General features: G+C 66.3%; 22 protein-coding genes. 9 read left to right on the plus strand and 13 right to left on the minus strand.

Annotated elements, in window-relative coordinates:
- Nucleotides 1-39: 39 nt before the first annotated feature.
- Nucleotides 40-1,251, plus strand: coding sequence for a D-mannonate dehydratase ManD (gene manD, locus J2X19_RS04265; RefSeq protein ID WP_310370941.1), 1,212 nt, complete (start codon nt 40-42; stop codon nt 1,249-1,251).
- Nucleotides 1,252-1,332: 81 nt separating this feature from the next.
- On the opposite strand, the gene J2X19_RS04270 is transcribed toward manD, so the two are convergent.
- A complete protein-coding gene (locus tag J2X19_RS04270) occupies nt 1,333-2,892 on the minus strand; it encodes a methyl-accepting chemotaxis protein (protein WP_310370943.1) in 1,560 nt (519 codons plus the stop codon).
- A 344-nt stretch (nt 2,893-3,236) separates the two neighbouring features.
- Between J2X19_RS04270 and J2X19_RS04275 the strand changes: the two genes are divergently transcribed.
- From J2X19_RS04275 to J2X19_RS04290, 4 genes are all read left to right on the plus strand, one after another.
- Nucleotides 3,237-4,868: a DUF4331 domain-containing protein gene (locus J2X19_RS04275; protein WP_310370945.1), complete on the plus strand. Its 1,632-nt coding sequence runs from the start codon at nt 3,237-3,239 to the stop codon at nt 4,866-4,868.
- A 9-nt stretch (nt 4,869-4,877) separates the two neighbouring features.
- On the plus strand, nt 4,878-5,141 hold the full coding sequence (locus J2X19_RS04280; RefSeq protein WP_116604615.1) for a hypothetical protein: 264 nt from the start codon (nt 4,878-4,880) through the stop codon (nt 5,139-5,141).
- A 131-nt stretch (nt 5,142-5,272) separates the two neighbouring features.
- Entirely contained in the window at nt 5,273-6,391 is a 1,119-nt protein-coding gene (locus J2X19_RS04285; RefSeq protein ID WP_310370948.1) for a tetratricopeptide repeat protein, read from the plus strand.
- Entirely contained in the window at nt 6,388-7,491 is a 1,104-nt protein-coding gene (locus tag J2X19_RS04290) for a HupE/UreJ family protein (RefSeq protein WP_310370950.1), read from the plus strand. Before J2X19_RS04285 ends, J2X19_RS04290 begins: the two co-directional genes overlap by 4 nt.
- 7 nt (nt 7,492-7,498) lie before the next feature.
- On the opposite strand, the gene J2X19_RS04295 is transcribed toward J2X19_RS04290, so the two are convergent.
- The 3 genes from J2X19_RS04295 to J2X19_RS04305 all read right to left on the minus strand — a co-directional run bounded on the left by J2X19_RS04295 (nt 7,499) and on the right by J2X19_RS04305 (nt 10,128).
- Nucleotides 7,499-8,581, minus strand: coding sequence for a M12 family metallopeptidase (locus J2X19_RS04295; protein WP_310370952.1), 1,083 nt, complete (start codon nt 8,579-8,581; stop codon nt 7,499-7,501).
- Nucleotides 8,582-8,743: 162 nt separating this feature from the next.
- Nucleotides 8,744-9,190, minus strand: coding sequence for a group I truncated hemoglobin (locus J2X19_RS04300; RefSeq protein ID WP_116604612.1), 447 nt, complete (start codon nt 9,188-9,190; stop codon nt 8,744-8,746).
- A gap of 11 nt (nt 9,191-9,201) precedes the next feature.
- Complete coding sequence (locus J2X19_RS04305) at nt 9,202-10,128, minus strand: DUF3034 family protein (protein WP_310370955.1); 927 nt, start codon at nt 10,126-10,128, stop codon at nt 9,202-9,204.
- A 145-nt stretch (nt 10,129-10,273) separates the two neighbouring features.
- On the opposite strand from J2X19_RS04305, the gene J2X19_RS04310 reads away from it, so the two are divergent.
- Entirely contained in the window at nt 10,274-11,941 is a 1,668-nt protein-coding gene (locus J2X19_RS04310) for an AMP-binding protein (protein WP_310370957.1), read from the plus strand.
- Here the strand turns inward: J2X19_RS04310 and dinB are convergent.
- The gene (dinB, locus tag J2X19_RS04315) at nt 11,938-13,173 is read right to left on the minus strand and encodes a DNA polymerase IV (RefSeq protein ID WP_310370959.1); all 1,236 of its coding nucleotides are present in this window, start codon (nt 13,171-13,173) and stop codon (nt 11,938-11,940) included. The two genes, J2X19_RS04310 and dinB, sit on opposite strands and share 4 nt — an antisense overlap.
- 230 nt (nt 13,174-13,403) lie before the next feature.
- Here dinB and J2X19_RS04320 point away from each other — a divergent pair, with 230 nt between their 5' ends.
- Both J2X19_RS04320 and J2X19_RS04325 read left to right on the plus strand, forming a co-directional pair.
- Nucleotides 13,404-13,778, plus strand: a complete 375-nt coding sequence (locus tag J2X19_RS04320; RefSeq protein ID WP_310370962.1) for a hypothetical protein — start codon at nt 13,404-13,406, stop codon at nt 13,776-13,778.
- A gap of 67 nt (nt 13,779-13,845) precedes the next feature.
- Nucleotides 13,846-14,232 (plus strand): DUF488 domain-containing protein, encoded by a 387-nt coding sequence (locus J2X19_RS04325; protein WP_310370964.1) that lies wholly within the window; start codon nt 13,846-13,848, stop codon nt 14,230-14,232.
- 117 nt (nt 14,233-14,349) lie between these two features.
- On the opposite strand, the gene J2X19_RS04330 is transcribed toward J2X19_RS04325, so the two are convergent.
- The 4 genes from J2X19_RS04330 to J2X19_RS04345 form a co-directional block, all read right to left on the minus strand.
- Entirely contained in the window at nt 14,350-14,802 is a 453-nt protein-coding gene (locus J2X19_RS04330) for a DUF4864 domain-containing protein (RefSeq protein WP_116604605.1), read from the minus strand.
- Nucleotides 14,803-14,910: 108 nt separating this feature from the next.
- Nucleotides 14,911-15,813, minus strand: coding sequence for a YihY/virulence factor BrkB family protein (locus tag J2X19_RS04335; protein WP_310370966.1), 903 nt, complete (start codon nt 15,811-15,813; stop codon nt 14,911-14,913).
- 144 nt (nt 15,814-15,957) lie between these two features.
- Complete coding sequence (locus tag J2X19_RS04340; RefSeq protein ID WP_116604603.1) at nt 15,958-17,445, minus strand: Do family serine endopeptidase; 1,488 nt, start codon at nt 17,443-17,445, stop codon at nt 15,958-15,960.
- 113 nt (nt 17,446-17,558) lie between these two features.
- Nucleotides 17,559-18,047, minus strand: coding sequence for a hypothetical protein (locus J2X19_RS04345; protein ID WP_310370968.1), 489 nt, complete (start codon nt 18,045-18,047; stop codon nt 17,559-17,561).
- Between the two features lie 142 nt (nt 18,048-18,189).
- Here J2X19_RS04345 and J2X19_RS04350 point away from each other — a divergent pair, with 142 nt between their 5' ends.
- Nucleotides 18,190-18,945 (plus strand): 16S rRNA pseudouridine(516) synthase, encoded by a 756-nt coding sequence (locus J2X19_RS04350; protein WP_310370969.1) that lies wholly within the window; start codon nt 18,190-18,192, stop codon nt 18,943-18,945.
- Between the two features lie 3 nt (nt 18,946-18,948).
- On the opposite strand, the gene pcaB is transcribed toward J2X19_RS04350, so the two are convergent.
- Genes pcaB through J2X19_RS04370 form a run of 4 tightly spaced genes read right to left on the minus strand, consistent with a single transcriptional unit; the run spans nt 18,949 to nt 23,161 of the window.
- The gene (gene pcaB, locus J2X19_RS04355; protein ID WP_310370970.1) at nt 18,949-20,295 is read right to left on the minus strand and encodes a 3-carboxy-cis,cis-muconate cycloisomerase; all 1,347 of its coding nucleotides are present in this window, start codon (nt 20,293-20,295) and stop codon (nt 18,949-18,951) included.
- Between the two features lie 12 nt (nt 20,296-20,307).
- Complete coding sequence (locus tag J2X19_RS04360) at nt 20,308-21,108, minus strand: HpcH/HpaI aldolase/citrate lyase family protein (RefSeq protein WP_310370972.1); 801 nt, start codon at nt 21,106-21,108, stop codon at nt 20,308-20,310.
- A gap of 3 nt (nt 21,109-21,111) precedes the next feature.
- A complete protein-coding gene (locus J2X19_RS04365) occupies nt 21,112-22,293 on the minus strand; it encodes a CaiB/BaiF CoA transferase family protein (RefSeq protein ID WP_310370975.1) in 1,182 nt (393 codons plus the stop codon).
- A 7-nt stretch (nt 22,294-22,300) separates the two neighbouring features.
- The gene (locus J2X19_RS04370; RefSeq protein WP_310370977.1) at nt 22,301-23,161 is read right to left on the minus strand and encodes an HTD2 family dehydratase; all 861 of its coding nucleotides are present in this window, start codon (nt 23,159-23,161) and stop codon (nt 22,301-22,303) included.
- Between the last annotated feature and the right edge of the window lie 67 nt (nt 23,162-23,228).

The following is a 23,228-nucleotide window of genomic DNA, read 5'->3' on the forward strand; positions in this document are numbered from 1 at the left end:
TCCAACCCCGTACCCACTCTTTCACCACCCACACACTTTATGAAAATCACCAACGCCCGCGTGATCGTCTGCAGCCCCGGCCGCAATTTCGTCACCCTGAAGATCGAAACCGACGAAGGCCTGACCGGCATCGGCGACGCCACGCTGAACGGCCGCGAGCTGTCCGTCGTCAGCTACCTGACTGACCACGTCATTCCCTGCCTGATCGGCCGCGATGCGCACCAGATCGAGGATATCTGGCAGTACCTGTACAAGGGCGCCTACTGGCGCCGCGGCCCGGTGACCATGAGCGCGATTGCCGCCGTGGACACCGCGCTGTGGGACATAAAGGCCAAGGCCGCCAACCTGCCGCTGTACCAGTTGCTGGGTGGCCGCAGCCGCTCTGGCGTGATGGTCTACGGCCACGCCAACGGCAAGGACATAGCCCACACGGTGGACGAAGTGCTGCGCTACAAGGAGATGGGTTACAAGGCGATCCGCGCGCAAAGTGGCGTGCCCGGCCTGGAAGCGGTCTACGGCGTGGGCAAGGGCAATATGTTCTACGAGCCGGCCGACGGCAACCTGCCCAGCGAGCACGACTGGAGCAGCGAAAAATACCTGCTGCACGCGCCCAAGCTGTTCGATGCGGTGCGCCAGGCCGTGGGCCCGGACATCCATTTGCTGCACGACGTGCACCACCGCCTGACGCCCATCGAAGCCGGGCGCCTGGGCAAATCGCTGGAGCCCTTCCACCTGTTCTGGATGGAAGACGCGACCCCGGCCGAGAACCAGGATGCCTTCCGCCTGATCCGCCAGCACACCACCACGCCGCTGGCGGTGGGCGAGATCTTCAATACCATTTGGGACTGCAAGGACCTGATCCAGAACCAGCTGATCGACTACATCCGTACCACCATCGTGCATGCGGGCGGCCTCACGCATCTGCGCCGGATTGCGGACTTCGCCTCGCTGTACCAGGTGCGCACCGGCTGCCACGGCGCCACCGATCTGTCACCGGTGTGCATGGGCACGGCCCTGCATTTCGACACCTGGGTACCGAACTTCGGTGTCCAGGAATACATGCGCCACACCGAGCTGACCGATGAGGTATTCCCGCACAGCTATAGCTTCAAGGACGGCTACATGCACTGCGGCGAGACCATAGGCCACGGCGTGGAGATCAACGAAGAACTGGCCGCCAAGTACCCGTACCAGCGCGCCTACCTGCCGGTGAACCGGCTGCAGCACGACGGCACGCTGGTGAACTGGTAGTGCTATTTAAATAGGAGCTGCTGGCGCAGGTGGAATATGCGCTGGCGGCCTGTTTTGTATAAATCTTGCTAGCACTGCGCCTCAGGGCAGGTGGAAGACTTGTACCGCCCGCGCCAGGCTCAGGCTGCTGTCGCTCAGGCCTTCGGCCGAGGCGGCCGACTGCTCGACCAGGGCGGCGTTCTGCTGGGTTACCGTATCCAGCTGCGTCACGGCCTCGTTGACCTGCGAGATGCCCAGCGACTGCTCTTGGGTGGCTTGGGTGATCTGGCGGATCAGCGTGTCGACTTGCTTCACCGAAGCCACCACTTCGTCGATGGTGCGGCCGGCGTCGTCCATCTGGTGGGTGCCGGCGGCGATCTGCTCGGCTGATTGCGCAATCAGCGTACGGATCTCGCGCGCCGCGGTGGCGCTGCGCTGCGCCAGGGCCCGCACCTCGGTGGCCACCACCGCAAAGCCGCGGCCTTGCTCGCCCGCGCGGGCGGCTTCCACGGCCGCGTTCAGGGCCAGGATATTGGTCTGGAAGGCAATGCTTTCGATCACGCCGATGATCTCCTGCACCTTCTTCGACGAGGCATTGATGTTCTGCATGGCCAGGCCGACCTGGTGCACGGCCTGGCCGCCGCGGGTCGCCACGCTGCTGCTGATTTCGCCTTGCTGGGCCACCTGCTGGGCGGTGTCGGCGGTCTGCTGCACGGTGCTGGACAACTCTTCCATGCTGGCGGCGGTCTGCTGCAGGCTGCTGGCCTGCGACTCGGTGCGGGACGACAGGTCCAGGCTGCCGGCGGCGATCTCGGCGGCCGTCTGGGTAAAGCCATGGATCTCGGTACGCACATCGCCAATCACGGCGCGCAGATTGATCTGGATCTGCCACAGGCAGCGGATCAGCGTGCCCAGCGGCGCCGGGTGGTCCAGGCGGATACGGGTGTTGAGGTTGCAGCCCGACAGGTCGCTGGCAAAGCGCTCGGCTTCGGCGATCACGTCCGACACATGGCGCTTGAACCACCACACCATCACCGTGGCCCCGGCCAGCTGCAGGCCCACCTGCAGCAGCATTCCCCCCGTGCCCTGCACGCCCAGCAGCAGCGGCAGCAGGCCCAGGGCGATCATGCCGGCCAGCACCACCATGTAGCGCTGGGTGAAGCCGATATGGCCCAGGCTGGCCAGCGCGCCGCGCCAGCCCAGCAGACGCACCGCGCCGGCCTGCAATGCAAAGCTGTGGCGGCCGGACGCGCGCTCGCTGCGGATGCGCGCATACAGCTGTTCGGCATCCTGTACCTGCTGCCGCGTGGGCTTGGTGCGTACCGACATATAGCCGCGCGGCTTGCCGCCTTCCATGATGGGGGTGACGTGGGCCTGCACCCAGTAGTAGCTGCCGTCCTTACGCCGGTTCTTCACCATGCCGGTCCAGGGCCGGCCACGGCCTATGGTCTGCCACATGTCCTTGAAGGCCTCGGGCGGCATGTCGGGGTGCCGGATCAGGTTGTGCGGCTGGCCGATCAGCTCTTCGTAGGCATAGCCGCTGACCTGCACGAAAGCGCTGTTGCAGTGGGTGATGACGCCCTGGGTGTTGGTGGTGGACACCAGCATCTCGCTGGACGGGTAGTCGTATTCTTGTTGGGTGACAGGTAGATTGGTTCGCATAGTTTTGTAGTGGCTAGAACTACATCCAGTAACAGTCTCGATTAGGCCGCAGCGATCCGCCTGCATCAAGCTTGCGCGCCCCCTGTTTGCGGCTTGCTTGATGCAGATCAAGTAATCCGCCAGGCACTGCGGCGGCGGCCCCACGGCGCGGGTTCGCTACCAGCCCAAGGGTTTTTACTGAAACATGCCCCTGGCGCTTGTGGTGCTTGCGCGAGCAGCTACACAAGTCATAGCAAATAGAAATAAATCGGCGCCTGTTTGAAGAAATGTGAATCCGGCGTAAAGCCGCCTGCGTATCTGTCTGGCCAATCGGCACCAATGGACATGACCCACAGGAGCTCACCATGCAATTCAAAACCGGCCCAGTCACCGCAGCCTGCCTGCTCTTAGCCATAGGCGGCGCGGCGTTCGCCTCCAGCCACCGCGAGGCGCCCTTCATCACCACGGCGCCGAAGGTGGACGGCACCGACTTCTACATATTCCGCAGCTACGAAGGCGTGGCCAGCAACGGCACGGGCGGACGCTCCGACTACGTGACCCTGATCGCCAACTACCAGCCGCTGCAGTCGCCCTACGGCGGCCCCAACTACTTCTCGCTCGACCCGAACGCGCTGTACGAGATCCACCTGGACAACAACGGCGACGCCAAGGAAGACCTGACCTTCCAGTTCCGCTTCAACAACAAGCTGAACAACGTGGCCCTGCCGATCGGCGGCGCGAACGTGGCGATTCCGCTGATCCAGGCCGGCGCCGTGGCGAACCTGAACGACGCTAACCTGAACCTGAACGAAACCTATACCGTGAACCTGGTGCGCGGCGACCGCCGCAAGGGCAATGGCGCGCCGGTGACCAAGGCCGACGGCAGCAAGACTTTCGAGAAGCCGGTGGACTACATCGGCAGCAAGACCCTGGGCGATGCCAACGCCTACGAGACCTACGCGCAAAAGCACATCCACAGCATCAAGATCCCCGGCTGCCCGGCCGGCAAGGACATGGGCAAGGTCTTCGTCGGCCAGCGCCAGGAAGGCTTTGCGGTGAACCTGGGCACGGTGTTCGATCTGGTCAACGCGCCTGCGTCCTTCCTGCTCGACCCGGCCAACAAGGACGCGGCCGGCAACGGCGGCCAGCATGTGATCCAGAAGGCCAACGTCACCACCATCTCGCTCGAAGTGCACAAGGACTGTTTGACGGCTGGCACCGACCCGGTGATCGGCGGCTGGACCACGGCCAGCATGCGCCAGGCGCGGCTGCTGAACGGCAAACCCGGCTCCGGCCACCAGACCACTGAAAAGGCCGGCGGCGCCTGGGTGCAGGTCTCGCGCCTGGGCAACCCGCTGGTCAACGAGCTGGTTATCGGCCTGCCCGACAAAGACAAGTTCAACGCCTCCAAGCCGCAGGACGACACCCAGTTCCTCAGCTACGTGACCAACCCCACCTTGCCCGCACTGCTGGGCGTGGTGCTGGCCGGCAGCGCTACTGCCGTGGCGCCTACCAACCTGCCGCGCACCGACCTGGCCACCGTGTTCCTCACCGGCATCACCGGCGTGAACAAGCCCGCCACGCCCACGCCGTCCGAGGTGCTGCGCCTGAACACCGCGATTGCGCCCGTGCCGTTTGCCTCGCAAAACCGGCTCGGCGTGGCGGGCGAAGTGCTGCGCGTAGGCGGCACCGCGAATCTGTCGCAGGCGGTAGACCTGGCCGGCTTTCCGAACGGCCGCCGGCCCAAGGACGACGTGGTCGACATTGCCCTGGTGGCCGTGCTCGGCGGCCTGTGCGTGATCAACGACGACAACAACAGCCTGGGCCTGAACAGCGTACCCGGCGTACCCAGCCTGGCTTCGGCCTGCAAGACCTCCAGCGTGCCGCTGGGCGCCAGCTCGGCCAACATCCACGACGCGGTGGACCAGGCAACCGTGCCCTTCCTCACCCGCTTCCCCTACCTGAACACCCCGAACTCCGGTTCGGCCAGCTACTAAGGAGCCACCATGTTGCACTTCAAACAATGGACGGCGCCGGCTGCGGTGGCGATGGGCTTGCTGGTGGCTTGCGGCGGCGGTGGGGGCGATGGCGCCCCGGTCACGCAGTACGTGCCGGGCACCGACCTGCCGGTCGGCGTGGAAGCGCGGGTCGGCGACGTGATTGCTTTCAGCCAGGCACAGATCGCTGACACCAGCGACAGCCGCGACCCGGTGCTGATCGGCGATGCGGTGCTGGCGACCAGCGAGTCGGATGAACCTACTGACATCTGACGGACACCCCCCAGGCTGCGTTCAGCAGTCTGGGGTAGTCTGAGAAATCCAAAGAAAAAAGGGCTGTAGCGCATATTTCACCTGCGCGAGCAGCTCCTGTTTATATAGCGCAACTCCAACCGGTACCCACCATGCGCACCACCCCATTCCTCTGCCTGGTCGGCTTGCTACTGTGCGGCGCGGCCCAGGCGGTGACCGAGCTGCGTCCCGGCCGCGGCGACGAAGTCATCGAGCAGCTGCCGGCCATCACCCGCGTGCGCTTGGCGCAGACAGCCATGGCCGACCCGGCGGCGGCCGCGGCCCAGGCGCGTGCCTTTATTGCCACCGCCCGCCAGACCGGCGACACCCGCTACTGGGGCCGGGCCCAGGCCGCGCTGGCGCCCTGGTGGGGCCAGGCCGAGGCGCCGGTGGCGCTGGCTGTGCTGCAGGCCACGGTGCAGCAGGGCCGGCATGAGTTCCAGGCCGCGCGCAGCGTGCTGCAGGCCGCTTTGCAGCGGGACCCTGGCCATGCCCAGGGCTGGCTGAACCTGGCCGCGCTGGAGCGGCTCTCCGGCCGGTACCCGCAGGCCTTGCGGGCCTGCGAGGCCGTGGCCCGCGCCGGGCAGAACTTCTACGCCCAGGCCTGCCAGCTGGAGACCCAGTCGCTGCAAGGCCAGACCGGCGCGGCCCGCAAAGGCCTGGTCGCGCTGCGCGCGCAAACCCAGGACACGGGGCAGCGCAGCTGGCTCGATTCGCTGCTGGCCGAGAGCGAGGAGCGCGCCGGCCACGACGCCGCCGCCCTGGCCGCCTACCAGAGCAGCCTGCAGCAAGAGCCCGACCTGTACACCAGCATCGCCCTGGCCGACCTGCTGCTGCGCACCGGCAAGGCCGCCGACGCCCTGGCCGTGCTGCAGCCGCTGCCGCAGACCGATGCGGTGCTGCTGCGCCAGGCGGCCGCCATGCGCCGGCTCGGCAACCCGGCCTGGAAGCCGCTGCGCAGCACCTTGCGCGAATGGAACGGCGAGCTGGCCCGGCGTGGCGACGACCTGGGCCTGCACGGCCGCGAGCAAGCCCTGGTCGCGCTGTGGCTGGACGATGACGCCCCGGCCGCGCTGGCCATCGCCCGGCGCAACCTGGGCCTGCAGCGCGAACCTATCGACTGGTGGGTGGCCCTGCAAAGCGCCCGCCAGGCCAAGGACAGCAGCGCCCTGCAGCAGCTGCAGACCGAGATGCAGGCCACCGGCCTGGTCGACGCCAGGAGTTCCCCATGAAATACCTGCTTGCCATTCTCTGCGCCGCGCTGCTAGCCAACCCCGCCTGGGCCCACAAGGGCAGCGATGCCTACCTGGATGTGCGCCAGACCGAGGGCGCTTTGAACCTGCAGCTGTCGGTGGCCCTGAAGGACCTGGACCTGCTGCTGCCCATTGACGCGAATGCCGACGGCCTGCTCACCTGGGCCGAGGTGCAGGCCGCGACACCGGCGGTGCTGGCCCTGCTGCAGACCCACACCGGCCTGGACGCGCCGGCCCCGGGCTGCGCGCTGCAATGGCGCTTTGATGGCCTGGAGCGGCGCAGCGATGGCGCTTATCTGCGCGCCAGCAGCCCGGCCCACTGTGCAGCGGGTGCGGCCCTCGGCTGGCGCTACAGCCTGTTCCAAGCCGAGGATGCGAACCACAGGCTCATCGTCACCGGCCAGCTGGACGGCCGCGACTTGCTGGCCACCACCTCGCCGCAGCAGACAGCGCCCTTGCCGTTGCGCCAGGCCAGCGCCGCCACGCCGCGCGGCATCTTGGCCACCATGTTCGACTACCTGGCCCTGGGCATGCACCACCTGCTGGAGGGCTACGACCACATGGCCTTTCTGCTGGCCCTGGTGTTGCCGCTGCAGCTGCGGCTGGCCCGCGGTGTGGCCGGCCAAACGAATCCCTGGTGGGCGCTGCTGCGCACCATCACCGCCTTCACCATCGGCCATTCGATCACCCTGGTGCTGGCCACCCTGGGTGTGACCGAGGCCTCTCCCGTCTGGGTCGAGCCGGTGATTGCCGCGTCCATCGGCGTCACCGCGCTGCTGAACCTGTACCCGGTGCCGGTGCTGCGCCCCGAGCGACTGGCGCTGGCCTTTGGCCTGGTGCACGGCTACGGCTTTGCCGGCCTGCTGATCGAAGCTGCGGCCCCCGCCGGCCTGCTGCCCTGGGCGCTGGCAGGCTTCAACCTGGGGGTGGAAGCCGGCCAGCTGACCGCCGTGGCCGGGTGGGTGCTGCTGTCGCAGCTGGTGGTGCGCCAGCCCTGGTACGAGCGCATCGTGGTGCGCGGCGGCTCGCGCGCGCTGCTGCTGCTGGCCAGCTACTGGGTCTGGCAGCGGGTGTTTTGAGCGGCCGCTACCAGACCATCAGCGAAGTTTCGGCTGTGGAATCCGCGTAGTACAGGCGGATGCCGATCTGGTACTTGCGGCCGGTGCTCAGGCGCTGTTTGATCAGCGCGTTGCGGTCCACGCCGCTGTCGTCGTCGCCGGCCAGCTGCACATTGCCGCCGGGCGTGGCCTCGAACAGCACCAGCACCGTGTCCGAGTCGCCAAAGGTGCCGATGCGGTAGGTGCGCGTGCGCGGCGGCTGGAACGCGAACACCCGGGTCTTGCCAGGCCCCAGGTTGAGCTTTTGCGACACCGCCACCTGCAGCTGCGGGATTTGCTCTACCGCAACGCCGGGGTAGGACTCGCGCATCCAGGTCTGGTCGAATGTGGACAAGCCGCCGGCCGGCTTGAGGCCGGCGCGGTAGGGTGCAGGCTCCTGGATCAGGCCTTCGCTGAACTGGTATTCCATCACCGAGTCCGGGTCCCACTTCGTGCCCTTGACCGAGCTGGTGGCGATCTTGTTCAGGATGTTGTGGTTGATCGCGTCGTCGTTCCAGAAGTTGGGTGCGCCGCGGAAGTAGCTGCGCACCGCGGCCTCGTTCCAGACGATGCCGGCAAACGGGTTCTGGTGCTCGTGCTCCAGGCCCAGGGTGTGGCCGATTTCATGCAGCGCGGTGTCGCGGCCGTAGACGGTGTTCAGCGGCCAGCCGAAGTTCATGGTGCGCTCGGCCGGGTCGCGCACCGAGGCCACGTCGCGGCCCACGTACGACCAGGAGCCATCGTCGGGGTCGAAGCCTATGCGTACCTGCGCGTCCTCGGGCCGCGCCACGGCCTTGAAGCTGATGCCGATGTTCAGTGCAAACCATTTCTGGAACGCCGCATCGACCTCGGCGATATCGGCCGGCGATCCCTGCCAGGCGGCCGGCACCGCGTCGCCGGGTTTGAAGCAGTAGTAGGTGAGCTGGGTGCCGTTGACCCATTTTTTGCTGAAAGTGATGATGGCGCGCGTGCGGTTGGCCGACACATCGGCGGCAAATTCGCGCGGCCGCTGCAGCGGCTGGGCGCAGTAGCGCAGGGCGTGGGTGGGGGCGGGGCTGGATGCTGTGGCCATGGGAACCTCCTGGGCGGGGCGGTGTGCCCCGCGGCTGAGGTTCAATTTAGGAGGCGTACCGGCTTTCTACATCCTTCAATTGGAGGATGTACACGCGTTTACTATCAAAACAGTAGCTGCTGGCGCAGGTGGAATATGCGCCAGAGCCCTGTTTTCTATATGTCACTGCACCGTGATGATGTCGCGGTGCATGGGCGCGAGCTTGGCCAGCAGCTGGTTCTGCGTGCTGAACGGAATCGCCCGCGCGTCCATCGCGGCCTGCAGGATTTCGACCACCAGGTTGAACTGGGCTTTGTCTATGCCCAGCTTCTCGTGCGACTTCTTCATCTCCTCGCCCTCGTATTTGCAGGGGCCGCCGCTGAGCTCGCAGATCTGGTCGGTCAGCTGCTCCTTCAAATAGGCGGGCTTGATCTCGTCGAACAGTTTGCCGATGCGCGCATTGGCCTTCATGCGGTCGACGAAGTCGCCCATCAGCGCGGCGATGCCGGGCTTTTCGCCCAGCGCCTGGTAAAGGGGTGCCAGCGGTGCCTGCGGCACGGGAGCGGTCTGGGCGTGGGCGGCGCTGGCGCATAGCAGCAGGGCGGAGATCCAGATGGCAAGGGTTTTCATGGGGCGTGTCCTCAGAATGCGATTTGGGCCGACAGATAGCCGCCGGTTTGCTTGCGCCCCGACACCAGGCCCGGCGCGATGCGGCCCAGGTCCACATAGGCCAGGGTCAGTGAGAAGTTTTTGCTGGGTGCCCAGGCGACGAACAGGTCTTTCCAGCTGTCTTCGCGCAGCGCGCCCGAATTGGCGCCGAACACCGCGTTGCCCACCGGCTCCAGGTTGTTCGGCTTGAAGCGCACTTCGGCGCCAATGGCCAGGTCCTTGCGTAGCAGGTAGGCGACCGACAGCTCGGGCATCAGCCGGTAGCTGTCTTTGCCCAGCGCGCCGCCAAAGCCCAGCAGGCCGGTCTGGTTGGCCTTGGTATAGCGTAGCGTGCCGTTGACCAGCAGGCTCTGGGCCAGGAACAGCTTGGTGGCGTTGGCATACACATCAGTGCCGCGGTCCTTGGCGCCCAGGGCGCTGAGCACCGGACCCATGCTGCCGGCGTGCACCCGCTTGTGCTCCAGCCCCACGGCGATTTGCGGCATCCAGTTGTCGCTGTCCAGCACGGCGTCGCCGGCCACGCGCAGCTTGGCGCCAAAGATGTCCATCTTGATGTGCTGGCCCGGCGTGACGCCCAAACCCGCCAGGGCGGCGGTCGGCCCGGCATTGAAGTCCTGCTTGGCGGCCGACAGCTCCAGCCGCTCAAACACGCCGACTGCCGCGCCCACCACGCTCAGGCCGTAGTCCTGCGTGCTGACGCGGGTGGCGGCGGCGCTGGCGCCGATTTCGCGCGCCGTGGCATTGCTGCCGATCACGGCCCAGGGCGTGAGCCCGCCGCCGGCGGCGCCATCGATGCTGCTGACGCCACCGGTCAGCAGCAGTTTGCCGGTGTCGGCCAGGGCCCAGGGGCTGCACAGGGCTAGCGTGGCGGCGGCCAGTGCAGGGGGGAGAAAGCGCATAAAGACTCCGGAAGTAAAGGGAGATTGGTGCCGTGAATGCAACATAAAGCTACATTTGTACACATCGAAAATACCTGAAAAACCGTTGGTGTGCCACCGGGCTGCTACATGCCCCAGCCCTTGCGCACCGTCTTAGGAGTACTCCATGCCGCGCCCCTGGCTTGCCCATTACCCCGCCGGTGTTCCTGCCGCCATTGACACCTCGGCCATGCCCTCGGTGGTGGCCTTGCTGGAGCACAGCTTTGCCCAGTTCCGCGACGACGAAGCCTATGTGTTCATGGGCCATGCGCTGCGCTATGGCGATGTCGATGCCTTATCCAGCGCGCTGGCCGCCTGGCTGCAGGCCCAGCCGCTGCAGCAGGGCGACTGCGTGGCCATCATGCTGCCGAATTTGCTGAGCTTCCCGGTGGCCATGGCGGCGGTGCTGCGCGCCGGCCTGGTGGCGGTCAATATCAACCCGCTGTACACCCCGCGCGAGCTGCAGCACCAGCTGCAGGATTCGGGCGCCAAAGCCATCCTGGTGCTGGATGCCTTCTTGCCCACGCTGGATGCCATCGTGTCGCACACCGAAGTCGCCAGCGTGGTGGTGGTGGCCGGCGCCGACCTGCTGGGCCTGCCCGCCGGGTCGGCCTTGCCCGCTCTCTTGGCCGCACCCATGGCGGGCGGCGAGCGCCTGCGCTTTACCGATGCGATCCGCCTGGGCCATGGCCTGCCGTTCAGCCCGCCGCAGATTGCGCCCAGCGACCCGGCAGTGCTGCAGTACACCGGTGGCACCACCGGCGTCAGCAAGGGCGCGACCCTGCTGCACAGCACGCTGGTGGCCAACCTGCTGGGGTCCGAGGTGTGGATGCAGCCGGGTCTGCAGCGCAAGCCGCGCACGACGCAGTTCACCATCGTCTGCGCGCTGCCGCTGTACCACGTGTTCTCGTTCGTGGTCTGCAGCCTGCTGGGCATGCGGGCCGGCGCGCGCAACATCCTGGTCCCGAACCCGCGCGACCAGACGGCCATGATTGCGCTCCTCAAGCCCTACAAGCTGCACATGTTTCCGGCGGTCAACACCTTGTTCAACGCCTTGCTGCACCACCCCGACTTTGCGCAGCTGGACTTCAGCGAACTCTGCCTGTCCAATGGCGGCGGCAGCGCCATCCAGGCCACCGTGGCCAGTAAATGGCTGGCCGTCACCGGCTGCCCGATCACCGAGGGCTACGGCCTGTCGGAAACCGCCTGTGCCGTGGTCTGCAACCGTACCGATGCCGATACCTTTACCGGCCACATCGGCCTGCCGATGCCGGGGGTGGACATCCGCATCGTCGACGACGCCGGCAATGCCGTGCCGCTGGGCCAAGCCGGTGAGATCGCCATCCACGGCCCGCAGGTGATGGCCGGCTACTGGCGCCGCCCCGAGGAGACGGCCGCGGCGATGACGGCCGATGGCTACTTCCGCTCCGGCGACATCGGCGTGATGGACGCGCAGGGCAGCGTCCGCATCATCGACCGCAAGAAGGACGTGATTCTGGTCAGCGGCTTCAACGTCTACCCGAACGAGATCGAGGCCGTGGTGTCCGGTCACCCGCAGGTGCTGGAATGCGCGGCCGTGGGCGTGCCCGACGCGGCCAGCGGCGAGGCGGTGAAGCTGTTTGTGGTCAAGAAGCACGCCAGCCTGGACGAGGCCGCGCTGCTGGCCGAGTTGCAGGCCGTGTGCGCCGCCCAACTGACCGGCTACAAGCGCCCGCGCAGCGTGGTGTTTGTCGACGTACTGCCCAAGTCCACGGTGGGCAAGGTGCTGCGCCGCGAGCTGCGTGTAGCCGCCTAAAACAGCCAGCCGGTTTTTGCTTCCAAAAATGTAGCTGCTTGCGATGGTGTAGATTGCGCTGGAGCCGTATTTTTATCTGAACTTTCGCCCAGCTTGCTGAGCGCCCCCACGCGCACCCCGAGCAGGCGCAAGCGCTTGTCCAGCGGCGCGCGCTTCAGGCTCTGGCCGGCGGCCTGGCGGATGCGCGCGGCGTCGGCCGTGGGCTGGGCCAGGCTGGTGTCGCGGGTGGCGATTTTGAAGTCGTCATAGCGCAGCTTGACGCCAATCGTCCGGCCCACATAGCCCTTGCGCTGCAGGTCGGCCGCCACCTGTTCGCACAGTCGGGTGAACACCGCGCCCAGCTCGGCCCGGTCGTGCACCGCGTGCAGGTCGCGGTCAAAGGTGGTTTCGCGGCTCATGGACACGGGCTCGCTCTCGGTGACCACCGGGCGGTCGTCGCGGCCGTGCGCAGCCTCGTACATCCAGGCGCCATAGGCTTTGCCGAAGTGCGCGATCAGCCACTGCGGGTCGGACGCGGCCAGCTCGCCTATGGTGTGGATTCCCAGGCCGGTCAGCTTCTCGCTGGCCTTGGGGCCGATGCCGTTGATCTTGCGGCAGGGCAGGGGCCAGACCATGGCCGGCACATCGCCCTGGTGGACGATGGAGATGCCGTTGGGCTTGTTGAACTCGCTGGCCATCTTGGCCACCAGCTTGTTGGGCGCCACACCGACCGAGCAGGTTAGGCCGGTGGCGTCGAGCACCGCTTTCTGGATCAGCCGGGCCAGCACCCGCCCGCCCTCGCGCTGGCCGCCGGGCACATCGGTGAAGTCCAGGTAGATCTCGTCCACGCCGCGGTCTTCCATCTGCGGCACGATGTCGCTGGCGATGGCCTTGAACTGCTTTGAATAGCGGCGAATTTCCTCAAAGTCCACCGGCAGCAGGATCGCCTGCGGACACAGCTTGGCAGCCTTCATCAACCCCATGGCCGATCCCACGCCAAACTGCCGCGCCGCATAGGTGGCGGTGGTGATCACGCCGCGGCCCACATAGTCCTTCAGCAGCGGGAAGGCGGCCACCGGGATCTGCGACAAGTCCTGGCCATAGGTCTGGCGCAGCGCATCGTCCTCCTGGCGCCGGCCTCCGCCAATCACCACCGGCAAGCCCTTGAGCTGCGGGTAGCGCAGCAACTCGACGGACGCGAAGAATGCGTCCATATCGAGGTGGGCGATGCGGCGGACGGGGCTGGTGCTCATTGCGGGCTACACGGTGGTTTGCGTGCGCAATCAACCGGGCGTGGAGTGTTTTCGACTGTTCATCCATCCAGTATATCTAGGCTTGTCCGCCCCGGTATCCCTGCTTGCATCGCCGGTAGCGCGCTGCAAGCCGGGCTTTGCCAGATCCAGTGCAAGGGGAGTAGCATGCATTTTGGACCGCTTGCATTGGAAGACCGGGTTCCCACGCCCGTTAGCCACAGGAGGATGGCATGCAGAAACTTCAAGAGCCTGCACAGCTGACGCTGAAGGATGCGTTCGATCTTTACGAAGACGGCAAGCATCGCCGCTACAGCTTGCTATTTTCGGTTCACGGCGGCGCCTTCGCCATCGCCAAGCTCCTGGCGGGCGAGTCGGGGAAATCCGCTGCCGTACTGGGCGATCTGACTCTCGCGCAGTTGTCGCTTGGCATGGTGGTGTTCACCGTCGTCATGGTGTGGGACATCTGGTCCTTTGGCGAGAAGATGCGCACGTCTTACCTGGAAGACGCCTTCGGGCCCAGGGGCAAGGCTGTCCTGCTGTCGCTGGGAATATTGCTCTGCCTGGGCTGGCTGCTTGTTGGCGCGCGACGGCTGACGGGGGCTTAGCTCTGGGACCGGGGCGGCCTGCCTGGCCAACACGGGAAGCGGTGCATTCATTCGGAGTCATTTATCTATGGTCGTTCGTATCGTCAAATTAGGCAGCCCACGGGCCGAGGGCGAAGGCCCGCGCATAGGCACGGTGCGCCGGCCGCCGCGCGGTGTGCCTAAGGCCGAGTTCGCATCCCAGAACTGGTACGACAGCTGGTTTCCGAACCTTGCGCCCAGTGTGGAAACCATGAAGCTGGGCCAGGAAGCCGGCACGCCGGCCCAGTGGGCTGCGTTCGCCAAGAAGTACCGGGCCGAGATGGCTGAGCCGGATGCGCGGCATGCGTTGGAACTGCTGGCGCTGCTGTCGCACAGCAGCAATTTCTCGGTGGGCTGCTACTGCGAGCACGAGGCGCACTGCCATCGCTCGGTGCTGCGCGCGCTGCTGGCCGAGCATGGGGCGCGGGTCGCGTGAACCTGGCCGTGGCCGCAAGCCATCGGTTTGCCGGATTTATAAGAAAAACAGGCCGCTGGCGCAGATACAGTTTGCGCAAGCAGCTATCAAAAGTATAGTAAGAGCTGCGTGGCAGCTTCAGACCATGCGGCCGTTGGTGCTCTGCACAAAGCAGCCGGTGATGCGCCAGAGCTTGTTCTTTTGCCGCTCCAGGGTGTAGATGGCCACCCAGGTTGCGCCCTCGGCGTCCGACATCTGCACCGGCTGGACGATTTCATTGCCATCGCGCTCGGGCTTCATGAAGGCCACCGAGGCCGGCCGATACACCACCGCATAGTGGCCGCGCACCATGGCCATGAAGTGGGCGGCCGAGGCCACCGATTTGCGGATATTCGGGGCGGCGTAGGAGAAGGCTTTGTCGGCATCGTCTGCGGCAAAGGCGGCCAGCTGGGCCTGCACCACGCCGCGCACATTTTTCTCGTCGGCCGCGCTGACCGGCGCTGCCAGCGCCGAGACCGCCAGCAGGGCCAGTACCACTACCGCCAGGGCGCGCCCAAAGCGCAGGAAGTAAGGAGTCGCAGAGCGTGCCATGGAGCCTGTCCTTTCAAAAATGCCGCAGCACCATCTTAGTGTGGTATCGAGCAGCTGCTGGGCGATAACTGCATTCCAGGTGGTGCTATTTGCGTACCGGGCCGAACTTCACGGCGGCATCACGGCAGGCTTTGGCGGGGTCATCCGGCGGCGGGAGCCGAAGGCATTGGCGTAGCACCAGGTGAATTCGGCGCCGACCAGGAAGATTTGTGCCGAGTAGTAGACCCACACCAGGATCACCACCAGCGAGCCGGCCGCGCCAAACGCCGAGGCCACGCCGCTGCGGCCCACGTACAGGCCGATCAGCGATTTGCCCAGGGTGAACAGCAGGGCGGTGAAGATGGCGCCAATCCACACGTCCTTCCATTCCACCCGCGCCTGCGGCATCACTTTGTAGATCAGGGCGAACATGGTGGCCACCAGCAGAAAGCCGCCGACGGCGTTGATGGTGGCGGCCACCACCACCCATTCGCCAAAGATGGGCTCCAGCCAGCGCCCGGTGGTGGCCAGCACCGCGCTGACCAGCAAGGACACGATGAGCAGAAAGCCCATGGCCAGAATCATGCCGAAGGACAGCAGCCGGGCCCGCACCAGCGACATCCAGCCGCCGTTTTGGCTGCGGGGTGGCGTGCGCCAGATGCGGTTCAGCGCGTTCTGCAGTTCACCCAGCACGCTGGTAGCGCCTATGAACAGCAGGAGCACGCCGAGCAGCGTCGCCAGCGTGCCTTCGGTGGGCTTGTGGACGCTGACCAGCAGGCCTTGTACCGCGCTGGCACCTTGCTCGCCCATCAGCGCGCGCAATTGGGCCACGATTTCGCCGCGGGCCGCATCTTCGCCAAACACCAGCCCGGCCACCGAGATGGCGATCAGCAGCAAGGGCGCCAGCGAGAAGGTGGTGTAGTAAGCCAGGGCCGCGCCCATGCTGAGCGCGTAGTCGTCGAGCCAGGACTGCGCAACCTGCTTCAGCAAGGCCCAATAGTCGGCAAGTGAAGTGGCGAGTGGGTTGGACATGCCATAGGGGATCGAGTCGGTGGAGCTTGCATGATCGGCGGCCGGCGGCCACGGGGCTAGCGGAAAAGCCCACGCGCCGCTGTCGGACAGGGCCTACACCGCTTGGCACAGCGGATGGTTGGCCGCCATCCGCCGTACCCGCGTTTAGCCCATGCGCACCGGCACGAAAATCGTGTCGCCGCCGCGCAGGATCAGCAGGGCGATCGATTTGTCGGACTTGGCCACCGCCGCACGCACCTGTTCCACGCTCTTCACCGGCGTGCCGTTGATGGCCAGCAGCACATCGCCGTCTTCCACGCCGGCATTGGCGGCGGCACCGGCGGCGGACTCGATCAGCAAACCGTTGTCCACCCCGGCCGAGCGCAGCTCTTCGGGCTGCAAGGGGCGCAGAGCCAGGCCCAGGCGGCCTTGGGAGGCGGCGTCCTTGCTGCTGGCGACCTGCACCGGCTTGTCATTGGCATTGCCCAGCTTGGCGTCGAGCTGCAGCGCCGAGCCCTTGCGCCATACGTCCAGCCGCACTTTCTCGCCGGGCCGGGCCAGGCTGATGGCGGCCGGCAGATCGCCGGATGACACGATGGTCTGGCCGTCGACTTTGCGGATCACGTCGCCCGGTTCCAGCCCGGCCTTGGCGGCAGGGCCTTCTTTTTCGACGCTGGAGACCAGCGCGCCCTCGGGCTTGTCGAGTTTGAAGGACTCGGCCAGGGCCTGGTTGACCTCTTGCACCGCCACCCCCAGGCGCGCATGTTCGACCTTGCCGTGGGCCACGATCTGGTCCTTGATCTTGCCGGCCAGGTCCATGGGAATGGCGAAAGACACGCCCTGGTAGCCACCGGTGCGGCTGTAGATCTGCGAGTTGATGCCGATTACCTCGCCGCGGGTGTTGAACAGCGGGCCGCCCGAATTGCCGGGGTTCACTGCCGCATCGGTCTGGATGAAGGGCACGGCGCTGTCGTCGGGCAGCGAGCGGCCCTTGGCGCTGACCACACCGGCGGTCACCGTGTTCTCAAAGCCGAACGGCGAGCCTATGGCCAGCACCCATTCGCCAACCCGCAGATCGCTGGTCTTGCCAATGGTGGCCACGGGCAGGTTTTTGGCGTCGATCTTCAGCACCGCCACATCGGTCTTGGGGTCGGCGCCCAGCACCTTGGCCACGAATTCGCGGCGGTCGGTGAGCTTGACCACCACTTCCTTGGCGCCCTTCACCACATGGGCATTGGTCATGATGATGCCGTCGGGGCTGACGATGAAGCCCGAGCCCTGGCTGCGCGTAGGCGCTTCCTTCTGCGCCTGGGCACCGCCCTGGCCTTGCTGGAAGCGGCGGAAGAATTCAAAGAACGGGTCATTGCCAAACGGGTCGTCGCGCGGCGCGCGCTGGGCGGTTTCGCTGTCGTCCGAATCTTTGGCCGAGCCGGTCACGCTGATGTTGACCACGGACGGGCCGTACTGGGCGGTGATTTGCGAGAAGTCCGGCAGGCCCATGGGTGCGGCGGCCGGGCTGGACAGGGCAGCCACCGGGGCGGCGGCGTGGACCTCGCCCAGGTTGTGCACCAGCGATCCACCCATGCCGCCGATGGCTCCGGCAGCGACCAGGGCAAGCACGAGTTTGGTGTTGTTTAGGGAGCGTACGTTCATGGAAGCATCCTTGGGTTGGGCAGTGGAGATGCCCCAACTATCGGGATGCTGGCTTAGGCGATTCTTAAACGCCCCAGCCGGGGAGGGGTGGGCCGAATGCCCTTATCGTGCCCTCAGTGCCGAAACTCTTTCAGATCCAGGCGGATGTCGTAGTTGTCATCGACCATGGTGATCAGGGCGTCGCAGCAGGTGGTTTGGCCGGCCCGGCCTTCGTAGGCCAGGCGGCGCTGGAAGCGGCTGGCATCGCCTTGCGACAGGAAGCCGACGCGCTTGCCATGGGCTCGCACTTCCACCGGCTTCCAGCTGTCGGGGTTGTTGACGCCGGTGTGCAGCTGCACCACCACGCGGGTGCCGTTCAGGCCGATGGGGGTGCCGTCGGCGACCTGTTTCAGGGCCTGCTGGTAGCGGCTGCTGTCCGCCACCGGAAAGTGGAACAGGCCGAGCGAAGGCCATTTGTAGAGGTCGGCATCGGTGGCGTCGATGGCGGGCAGGCGGGAAGGGGTGGCAACCTGGTAGACGTCGTGGCGTTGCTGCGGCCGCATCGTGCGCCACAGCATGAAGGCTGCGGCAAAGACAAACAGGGTGGTGAACAATTCGCGCATGTAAAGCTCCGGTGAAGCCTTATTTTTAGCCGCAATAGCCTTACATCTGCGTGTGGTTGTTCACGGTTTATGCGCCATCTTGTGGATGTTTGGCGCCCGCCGGGCGCCTGGGGTGGGGCGTGGCGTTTGCGATACTCGGGCCATGCAGCTCCAAGACATTCTTTATTCGCAAGGCTTTGGCACGCGCCGTGTGTGCGCGGGCCTGGTTCAACAAGGCCTGGTTGAGGTTTACACAGAAAATACGGCTCTGGCGCCCGTCCTATGTACGGAGTCAGCTATGGATTTTGAAGCCGAAGGTCTGCGCTTCCGGGTCCAGGGCGTGGACTGGCCCTACCAGCGCCAGGCCTATGTGCTGCTGAACAAGCCGGCAGGCACCGAATGCTCGCAAAAGCCGTCCACCTATCCCAGCATCTACACCTTGCTACCGTCGCCGCTGCGCCTGCGGCCGCAAAAGGGCGCTTTGCAAGGCGTGCAGGCCGTCGGGCGGCTCGACCAGGACACCACCGGCCTGCTGCTGCTCAGCGACGACGGCCAGTTCATCCACCGCATGACCTCGCCCAAGAAGCATGTGCCCAAGGTCTACGAGGTGACCACCAAGCACCCGCTGGACGAAACCCAGGTCAGCCGCCTGCTGGCCGGCGTGGTGCTGGACGACGACCCCAAGCCGGTGCGCGCCGCGGCCTGTGAGGCCATCGACAGCCACCACCTGCGCCTGACGCTGACCGAGGGCAAGTACCACCAGGTCAAGCGCATGCTGGCCGCGGTGAGCAACCGGGTCGAGGGTCTGCACCGCTCGCAGCAGGGCGGTTTTGCCTTGCCCGCCGATCTATTGCCCGGCCAGTGGCGCTGGCTGAGCGCCGAGGATCTGGCCCAGCTGTCGTCGCCGCAATTGGTGTGACCCTCAGGCGCGCCTGAGCGCCAGCACCTGGTCGACCATCACCCCGGCCTGGCCCAGGTAGTTGGCCGGGTCGCAGAAGGCATCCAACTGGGCCCGGCTCACATGGGCGTTGATTTCGGGGTGCTCGGCCAGGATCTCCACCAGCGGGCGCTGCTGTTTCAGCGCGTCGCGGCACAGTTCGTAGACCAGATCGTGGGCGTATTCACGGCCGATGAATGGGCCCAGGCCCATCATCACCGCCTCGGACATCACCAGGCCGTGGGTCATGTCGATGTTGCGGCGCATCTGCACCGTGTCCACCTCCAGCCCGGCCAGCACAAACTTGGTTTGCTTGAGTGCGCCCGACATCAGGCAGAAGATTTCGGGGAGCGACACCCATTCGATCTCCCAGGGGCCGGTGGAGCGCTCGTGGTCGGCCACCATCGCGTCCATCAGCGCGGCGGCGTGCTGGCGCGCCACCGAGATGTTGGCGTGGATGTACAGGCAGGAGATGGGGTTGCGCTTTTGCGGCATGGTGCTGGACGAGCCGCGGCCGGGGGCGTAGGGCTCGAATACCTCGGCCACCTCGGTTTGCATCATCAGCTTTACGTCCATGGCGATCTTGCCCAGCGAGCCGCCGACCAGGGCCAGGAAGGCGCCGACCTCGGCAACCGTGTCGCGCACCGTATGCCAGGCGATGGGCGGGCAGGCCAGGCCTAGCTCGGCCATCAGCCCGGCCTGGGTTTCCATCGCGCCTTTTTCGATGGACGCCAGCGTGCCGGCCGCGCCGCCGAACTCGCCCATCAGCACCCGGGGCTTGAGCTGCTCCAGCCGCTCGCGGTGGCGCTCGATGCCGGCCAGGATGCTGGCCATCTTGAAGCCGAAGGTGATGGGTATTGCCTGCTGCAGATTGCTGCGGCCGATGATGGGCGTGTCGCGGTAGGTGCGGGACAAATCGGCCAGCGAATCCGAGATGGCTTGCAGATCCGCCTCCACCAGCGCCAGGCCTTCGCGCATCTGCAACACGGTGGCGGTGTCGGTGATGTCCTGGGTGGTCGCGCCCCAGTGGCAGTACTCGCCCAGCTTGTCGCGGCAGTTGGCGTTGATCTGGTTGACCACGGCGATGATGGGGTAGCCGATCTGCTCGGTCTTGGCCTTCAGCTGCGCCCAGTCAATCATCTCGATATTGCAGTGCTGGACGATCTCGTCCGCCGCCTCCTGCGGGATGATGCCCAACTGGCCTTGTACTTTGGCCAGCGCGCGCTCGATGTCCAGGTATTTGGCGGTGCGGTTCTCGTCGGACCAGACGGCGCGCATGCGAGCGTCGCTGAAGATGTCGCCGAAGATGCGTGAGTCGATGATGGATGCCATGGATGTCTCTCCTTATGAAGTGGGGGATGCGTTGGCCAGCAGGCGCTGGGCTTTGAGAAGTACCGGCCGGTCAACCATCTTTCCGTCCAGTTGCAGCGCCCCGCTGGGGTTGGCGTTGTAGGCCGCCTGCACCCGGGTCGCCCAGGCCAGCTCGGCGGCGCTGGGCGCCAGGGCGCTGCGTACAGCGGTAATCTGGCTGGGGTGGATGCACAGCTTGGCGCCAAAGCCCAGACGCCGGGCCAGGGCTGTGTCGGCCGCCACCACGGCGGCGTCCAATGCCACTGTCACCCCGGCCACCGGAGGCGGCAGCTCGGCGGCGCGGCTGGTCAACGCAATCTGCACCGCCGCCATGTCTAGCGCCGGGCTGTCGGCGGGTAGATCCAGGTCGAGCGCGTAGTCGATGCTGCCGAACGCCAGCCGGGCTACGCCGGGTGCGGATGCAATGGCTTGGGCGGCCAGCAGGCCACGCGCGGTTTCGATCAGCGCCAGCACCGTGCCGCTGTGTACGGCTTTCAAGTCGGCGATCTGCGCAGGCGACTCGGCCTTGGCCAGCACCACGCAAGGCAGGGCGCAGGCTTGCAGCAAGGCGATGTCGTCGGCGTAGTGTGGGCTGTGGGCATCGTTGATGCGCAGCAGCACCCGCGATGTGTCTGCCGTGGCATGCCATTCGGCAAACGCGCGGCGGGCCAGCGGCTTGTCGGCGGGCAGCACGGCGTCTTCCAGGTCGACGATCACGCAGTCGGCGCCGCTGGCCAGCGCTTTGGCAAAGCGCTCGGGGCGGTTGCCGGGCACGAACAGATAGGTCTGGGCCATGGCCTACACCGTGCCGGCGCTGCGCAGCGTGGCGATCTGTTCGGCGCTATAGCCCTGGCCGGCCAGGATGGCCTCGGTGTGCTGGCCCAACGCCGGCACCGCATCCATGCGCGGCGCTGCGGTGTGCCAGGAGCCGGGCGGCAGCAGGGCAGGCACGCGGCCCTGGGGCGTGTCCACCTCGGTCCAGCGATTGCGGGCCTGCAGCTGCGGATGCGCCCAGACCTCGGCCATGCTGTTCACCTGGGCGTTGGCGATGCTGGCCTGTTCCAGCCGTTCGACGACTTGCGCGGCGGTCAATGTGGAAAAGGCCTGCACGATCAGTGCTGACAGTTCGGCGCGGGCTGCGCTGCGCTTGGAGTTGCTGGTGAAGCGTTCGTCCGTGGCCAGCGTCGGCTGCAGCAGCACCTGCTCGCAAAAGCCCTTCCATTCGCGCTCGTTCTGCAGGCCCAGCATCACGGTCTTGCCGTCGCCGGCCGGGAACGGGCCATAGGGGTAGATGGTGGCATGGCTGGCGCCGGAGCGCGGTGGCGGTGCCGCGCCTTCGAACGCGTAGTACAGCGGGTAGCCCATCCATTCGGTCAGCGATTCCAGCATGGACACGTCGATGTGCTGGCCTTGGCCGGTCTGCTGGCGCTGCATCAGCGCGGCCAGGATGTTGGTATAGGCGTACATGCCGGCCGAGATGTCGGCAATCGACGGGCCGGCCTTGGACGGCGTGTCCGGCGTGCCGGTGACCGACACAAAGCCGGCCTCGCTCTGGATCAGCAGGTCGTAGGCCTTCTTGTCGCGGTAGGGGCCGTCGCCGCCGTAGCCGGATATGTCGCAGACGATGATGTTGGGCCGCACTTTGCGAAGGGCATCAAACGACAGGCCCAGCCGGGCCGCCGCGCCGGGTGCCAGGTTTTGCACCACCACGTCGGCTTCTTCGGTGATCAGGCGCAGCAGGATTTTCTGCGCCTCGGCATCTTTCACGTCCAGGGTCAGGCTCTCCTTGGAGCGGTTGGTCCAGACGAAGTGCGATGCCAGGCCGCGCACCCGCTCGTCGTAGCCGCGCGCAAAGTCGCCCACGCCCGGGCGTTCGATCTTGATCACACGGGCACCCAGGTCGGCCAGCTGGCGGGTGGCAAACGGCGCCGCGATGGCGTGCTCCAGGGTGACGACGGTAATGCCTTGCAGGGGTTGCATGCTGTGCTTACTCCAGGGTCGCGGTGGCATCCATGGTCAGGTAACCCTCGTGGTCACGCCCCCACAGATGGATGGTCTTGCCGTCGGCCGATGGTTGGCCGTGGACTGAGAACGGGTGGATGTCGAAGGTCGGCCGCACCGCCTTGAAGGCGAACTGCTGCACCCGCGCATCCGGCATCTGGCGGCGCAACAGGTCCATCAGCAGGGTGGCGATCAGCGGGCCGTGCACGACCAGGCCGGGGTAACCCTCAACCGTGGTGACGTACTGGCGGTCGTAGTGGATGCGATGGCCGTTGAAGGTCAGGGCCGAGTAGCGGAACAGCAGTACGTCGTCGGGCACGATGGCCCGGCTCCAGGCGGCTGTGGCCGGGGCCAGCGCGGGTGGTGGCGCTACGTCATCGGGCGAGGCCGCGGCGCGGTAGACGATGTTGTGGTGCTCGGTCAGCGCAACGGCGGATGCACCGTTGCGCCGTACTTCATGGCGCACCTTGACGAAGATCAGGCTGCCGCTGCGGCCGGTTTTCTCTTGCACGTCGGCGATGGTGGATGTGCGCTCCAGCGTGTCGCCGACCCGCAGCGGGCTGTGGAACACGAAGTCGCTGCCCGCCCACATGCGGCGCGGCAGCGGCACCGGGGGCATGAAGCCGCCGCGCTTGGCATGGCCGTCCGGGCCAATGTCCGACTGGCGGTGCAGTGGCAGAAAGTACAGCCAGTGCCACAGGCTGGGCAGCGGCGTGCCGGCGGCCGGACGCTCGGCGGGCCAGTCCAGCGTGGCCGACAGCGCGGCGTAGGGGGTGGCGGTGGCGATGTCGGTGACCGTCTCGCTGCGGCCAATCCAGTCGCTCAGGTTGATGTGCTGTGTCTCCATCTCGGCATCCTTGGTGTGAATACGGTGATGGTGCCCAGGCTGGCCCTGTTCGCCAAGTGCAACTTTT

The sequence above is a fragment of the Rhodoferax ferrireducens genome (genome assembly GCF_031458075.1).
GTDB classification, from domain to species: Bacteria; Pseudomonadota; Gammaproteobacteria; order Burkholderiales; family Burkholderiaceae_C; genus Rhodoferax_B; species Rhodoferax_B ferrireducens_A.

Excerpts from the sequence above, each read along its gene's own strand:
- J2X19_RS04305 (WP_310370955.1), bottom strand. The coding sequence starts at position 10,128 with ATGCGCTTTCTCCCCCCTGCACTGGCCGCCGCCACGCTAGCCCTGTGC.
- pcaB (WP_310370970.1), bottom strand. The coding sequence starts at position 20,295 with ATGGCATCCATCATCGACTCACGCATCTTCGGCGACATCTTCAGCGAC.
- manD (WP_310370941.1), top strand. The coding sequence starts at position 40 with ATGAAAATCACCAACGCCCGCGTGATCGTCTGCAGCCCCGGCCGCAAT.
- J2X19_RS04335 (WP_310370966.1), bottom strand. The coding sequence starts at position 15,813 with ATGTCCAACCCACTCGCCACTTCACTTGCCGACTATTGGGCCTTGCTG.
- J2X19_RS04290 (WP_310370950.1), top strand. The coding sequence starts at position 6,388 with ATGAAATACCTGCTTGCCATTCTCTGCGCCGCGCTGCTAGCCAACCCC.
- J2X19_RS04365 (WP_310370975.1), bottom strand. The coding sequence starts at position 22,293 with ATGCAACCCCTGCAAGGCATTACCGTCGTCACCCTGGAGCACGCCATC.
- J2X19_RS04350 (WP_310370969.1), top strand. The coding sequence starts at position 18,190 with ATGCAGCTCCAAGACATTCTTTATTCGCAAGGCTTTGGCACGCGCCGT.
- J2X19_RS04270 (WP_310370943.1), bottom strand. The coding sequence starts at position 2,892 with ATGCGAACCAATCTACCTGTCACCCAACAAGAATACGACTACCCGTCC.
- J2X19_RS04325 (WP_310370964.1), top strand. The coding sequence starts at position 13,846 with ATGGTCGTTCGTATCGTCAAATTAGGCAGCCCACGGGCCGAGGGCGAA.
- J2X19_RS04310 (WP_310370957.1), top strand. The coding sequence starts at position 10,274 with ATGCCGCGCCCCTGGCTTGCCCATTACCCCGCCGGTGTTCCTGCCGCC.
- J2X19_RS04295 (WP_310370952.1), bottom strand. The coding sequence starts at position 8,581 with ATGGCCACAGCATCCAGCCCCGCCCCCACCCACGCCCTGCGCTACTGC.
- J2X19_RS04285 (WP_310370948.1), top strand. The coding sequence starts at position 5,273 with ATGCGCACCACCCCATTCCTCTGCCTGGTCGGCTTGCTACTGTGCGGC.
- J2X19_RS04275 (WP_310370945.1), top strand. The coding sequence starts at position 3,237 with ATGCAATTCAAAACCGGCCCAGTCACCGCAGCCTGCCTGCTCTTAGCC.
- J2X19_RS04340 (WP_116604603.1), bottom strand. The coding sequence starts at position 17,445 with ATGAACGTACGCTCCCTAAACAACACCAAACTCGTGCTTGCCCTGGTC.
- J2X19_RS04300 (WP_116604612.1), bottom strand. The coding sequence starts at position 9,190 with ATGAAAACCCTTGCCATCTGGATCTCCGCCCTGCTGCTATGCGCCAGC.
- J2X19_RS04320 (WP_310370962.1), top strand. The coding sequence starts at position 13,404 with ATGCAGAAACTTCAAGAGCCTGCACAGCTGACGCTGAAGGATGCGTTC.
- J2X19_RS04345 (WP_310370968.1), bottom strand. The coding sequence starts at position 18,047 with ATGCGCGAATTGTTCACCACCCTGTTTGTCTTTGCCGCAGCCTTCATG.
- J2X19_RS04360 (WP_310370972.1), bottom strand. The coding sequence starts at position 21,108 with ATGGCCCAGACCTATCTGTTCGTGCCCGGCAACCGCCCCGAGCGCTTT.
- dinB (WP_310370959.1), bottom strand. The coding sequence starts at position 13,173 with ATGAGCACCAGCCCCGTCCGCCGCATCGCCCACCTCGATATGGACGCA.
- J2X19_RS04330 (WP_116604605.1), bottom strand. The coding sequence starts at position 14,802 with ATGGCACGCTCTGCGACTCCTTACTTCCTGCGCTTTGGGCGCGCCCTG.
- J2X19_RS04370 (WP_310370977.1), bottom strand. The coding sequence starts at position 23,161 with ATGGAGACACAGCACATCAACCTGAGCGACTGGATTGGCCGCAGCGAG.
- J2X19_RS04280 (WP_116604615.1), top strand. The coding sequence starts at position 4,878 with ATGTTGCACTTCAAACAATGGACGGCGCCGGCTGCGGTGGCGATGGGC.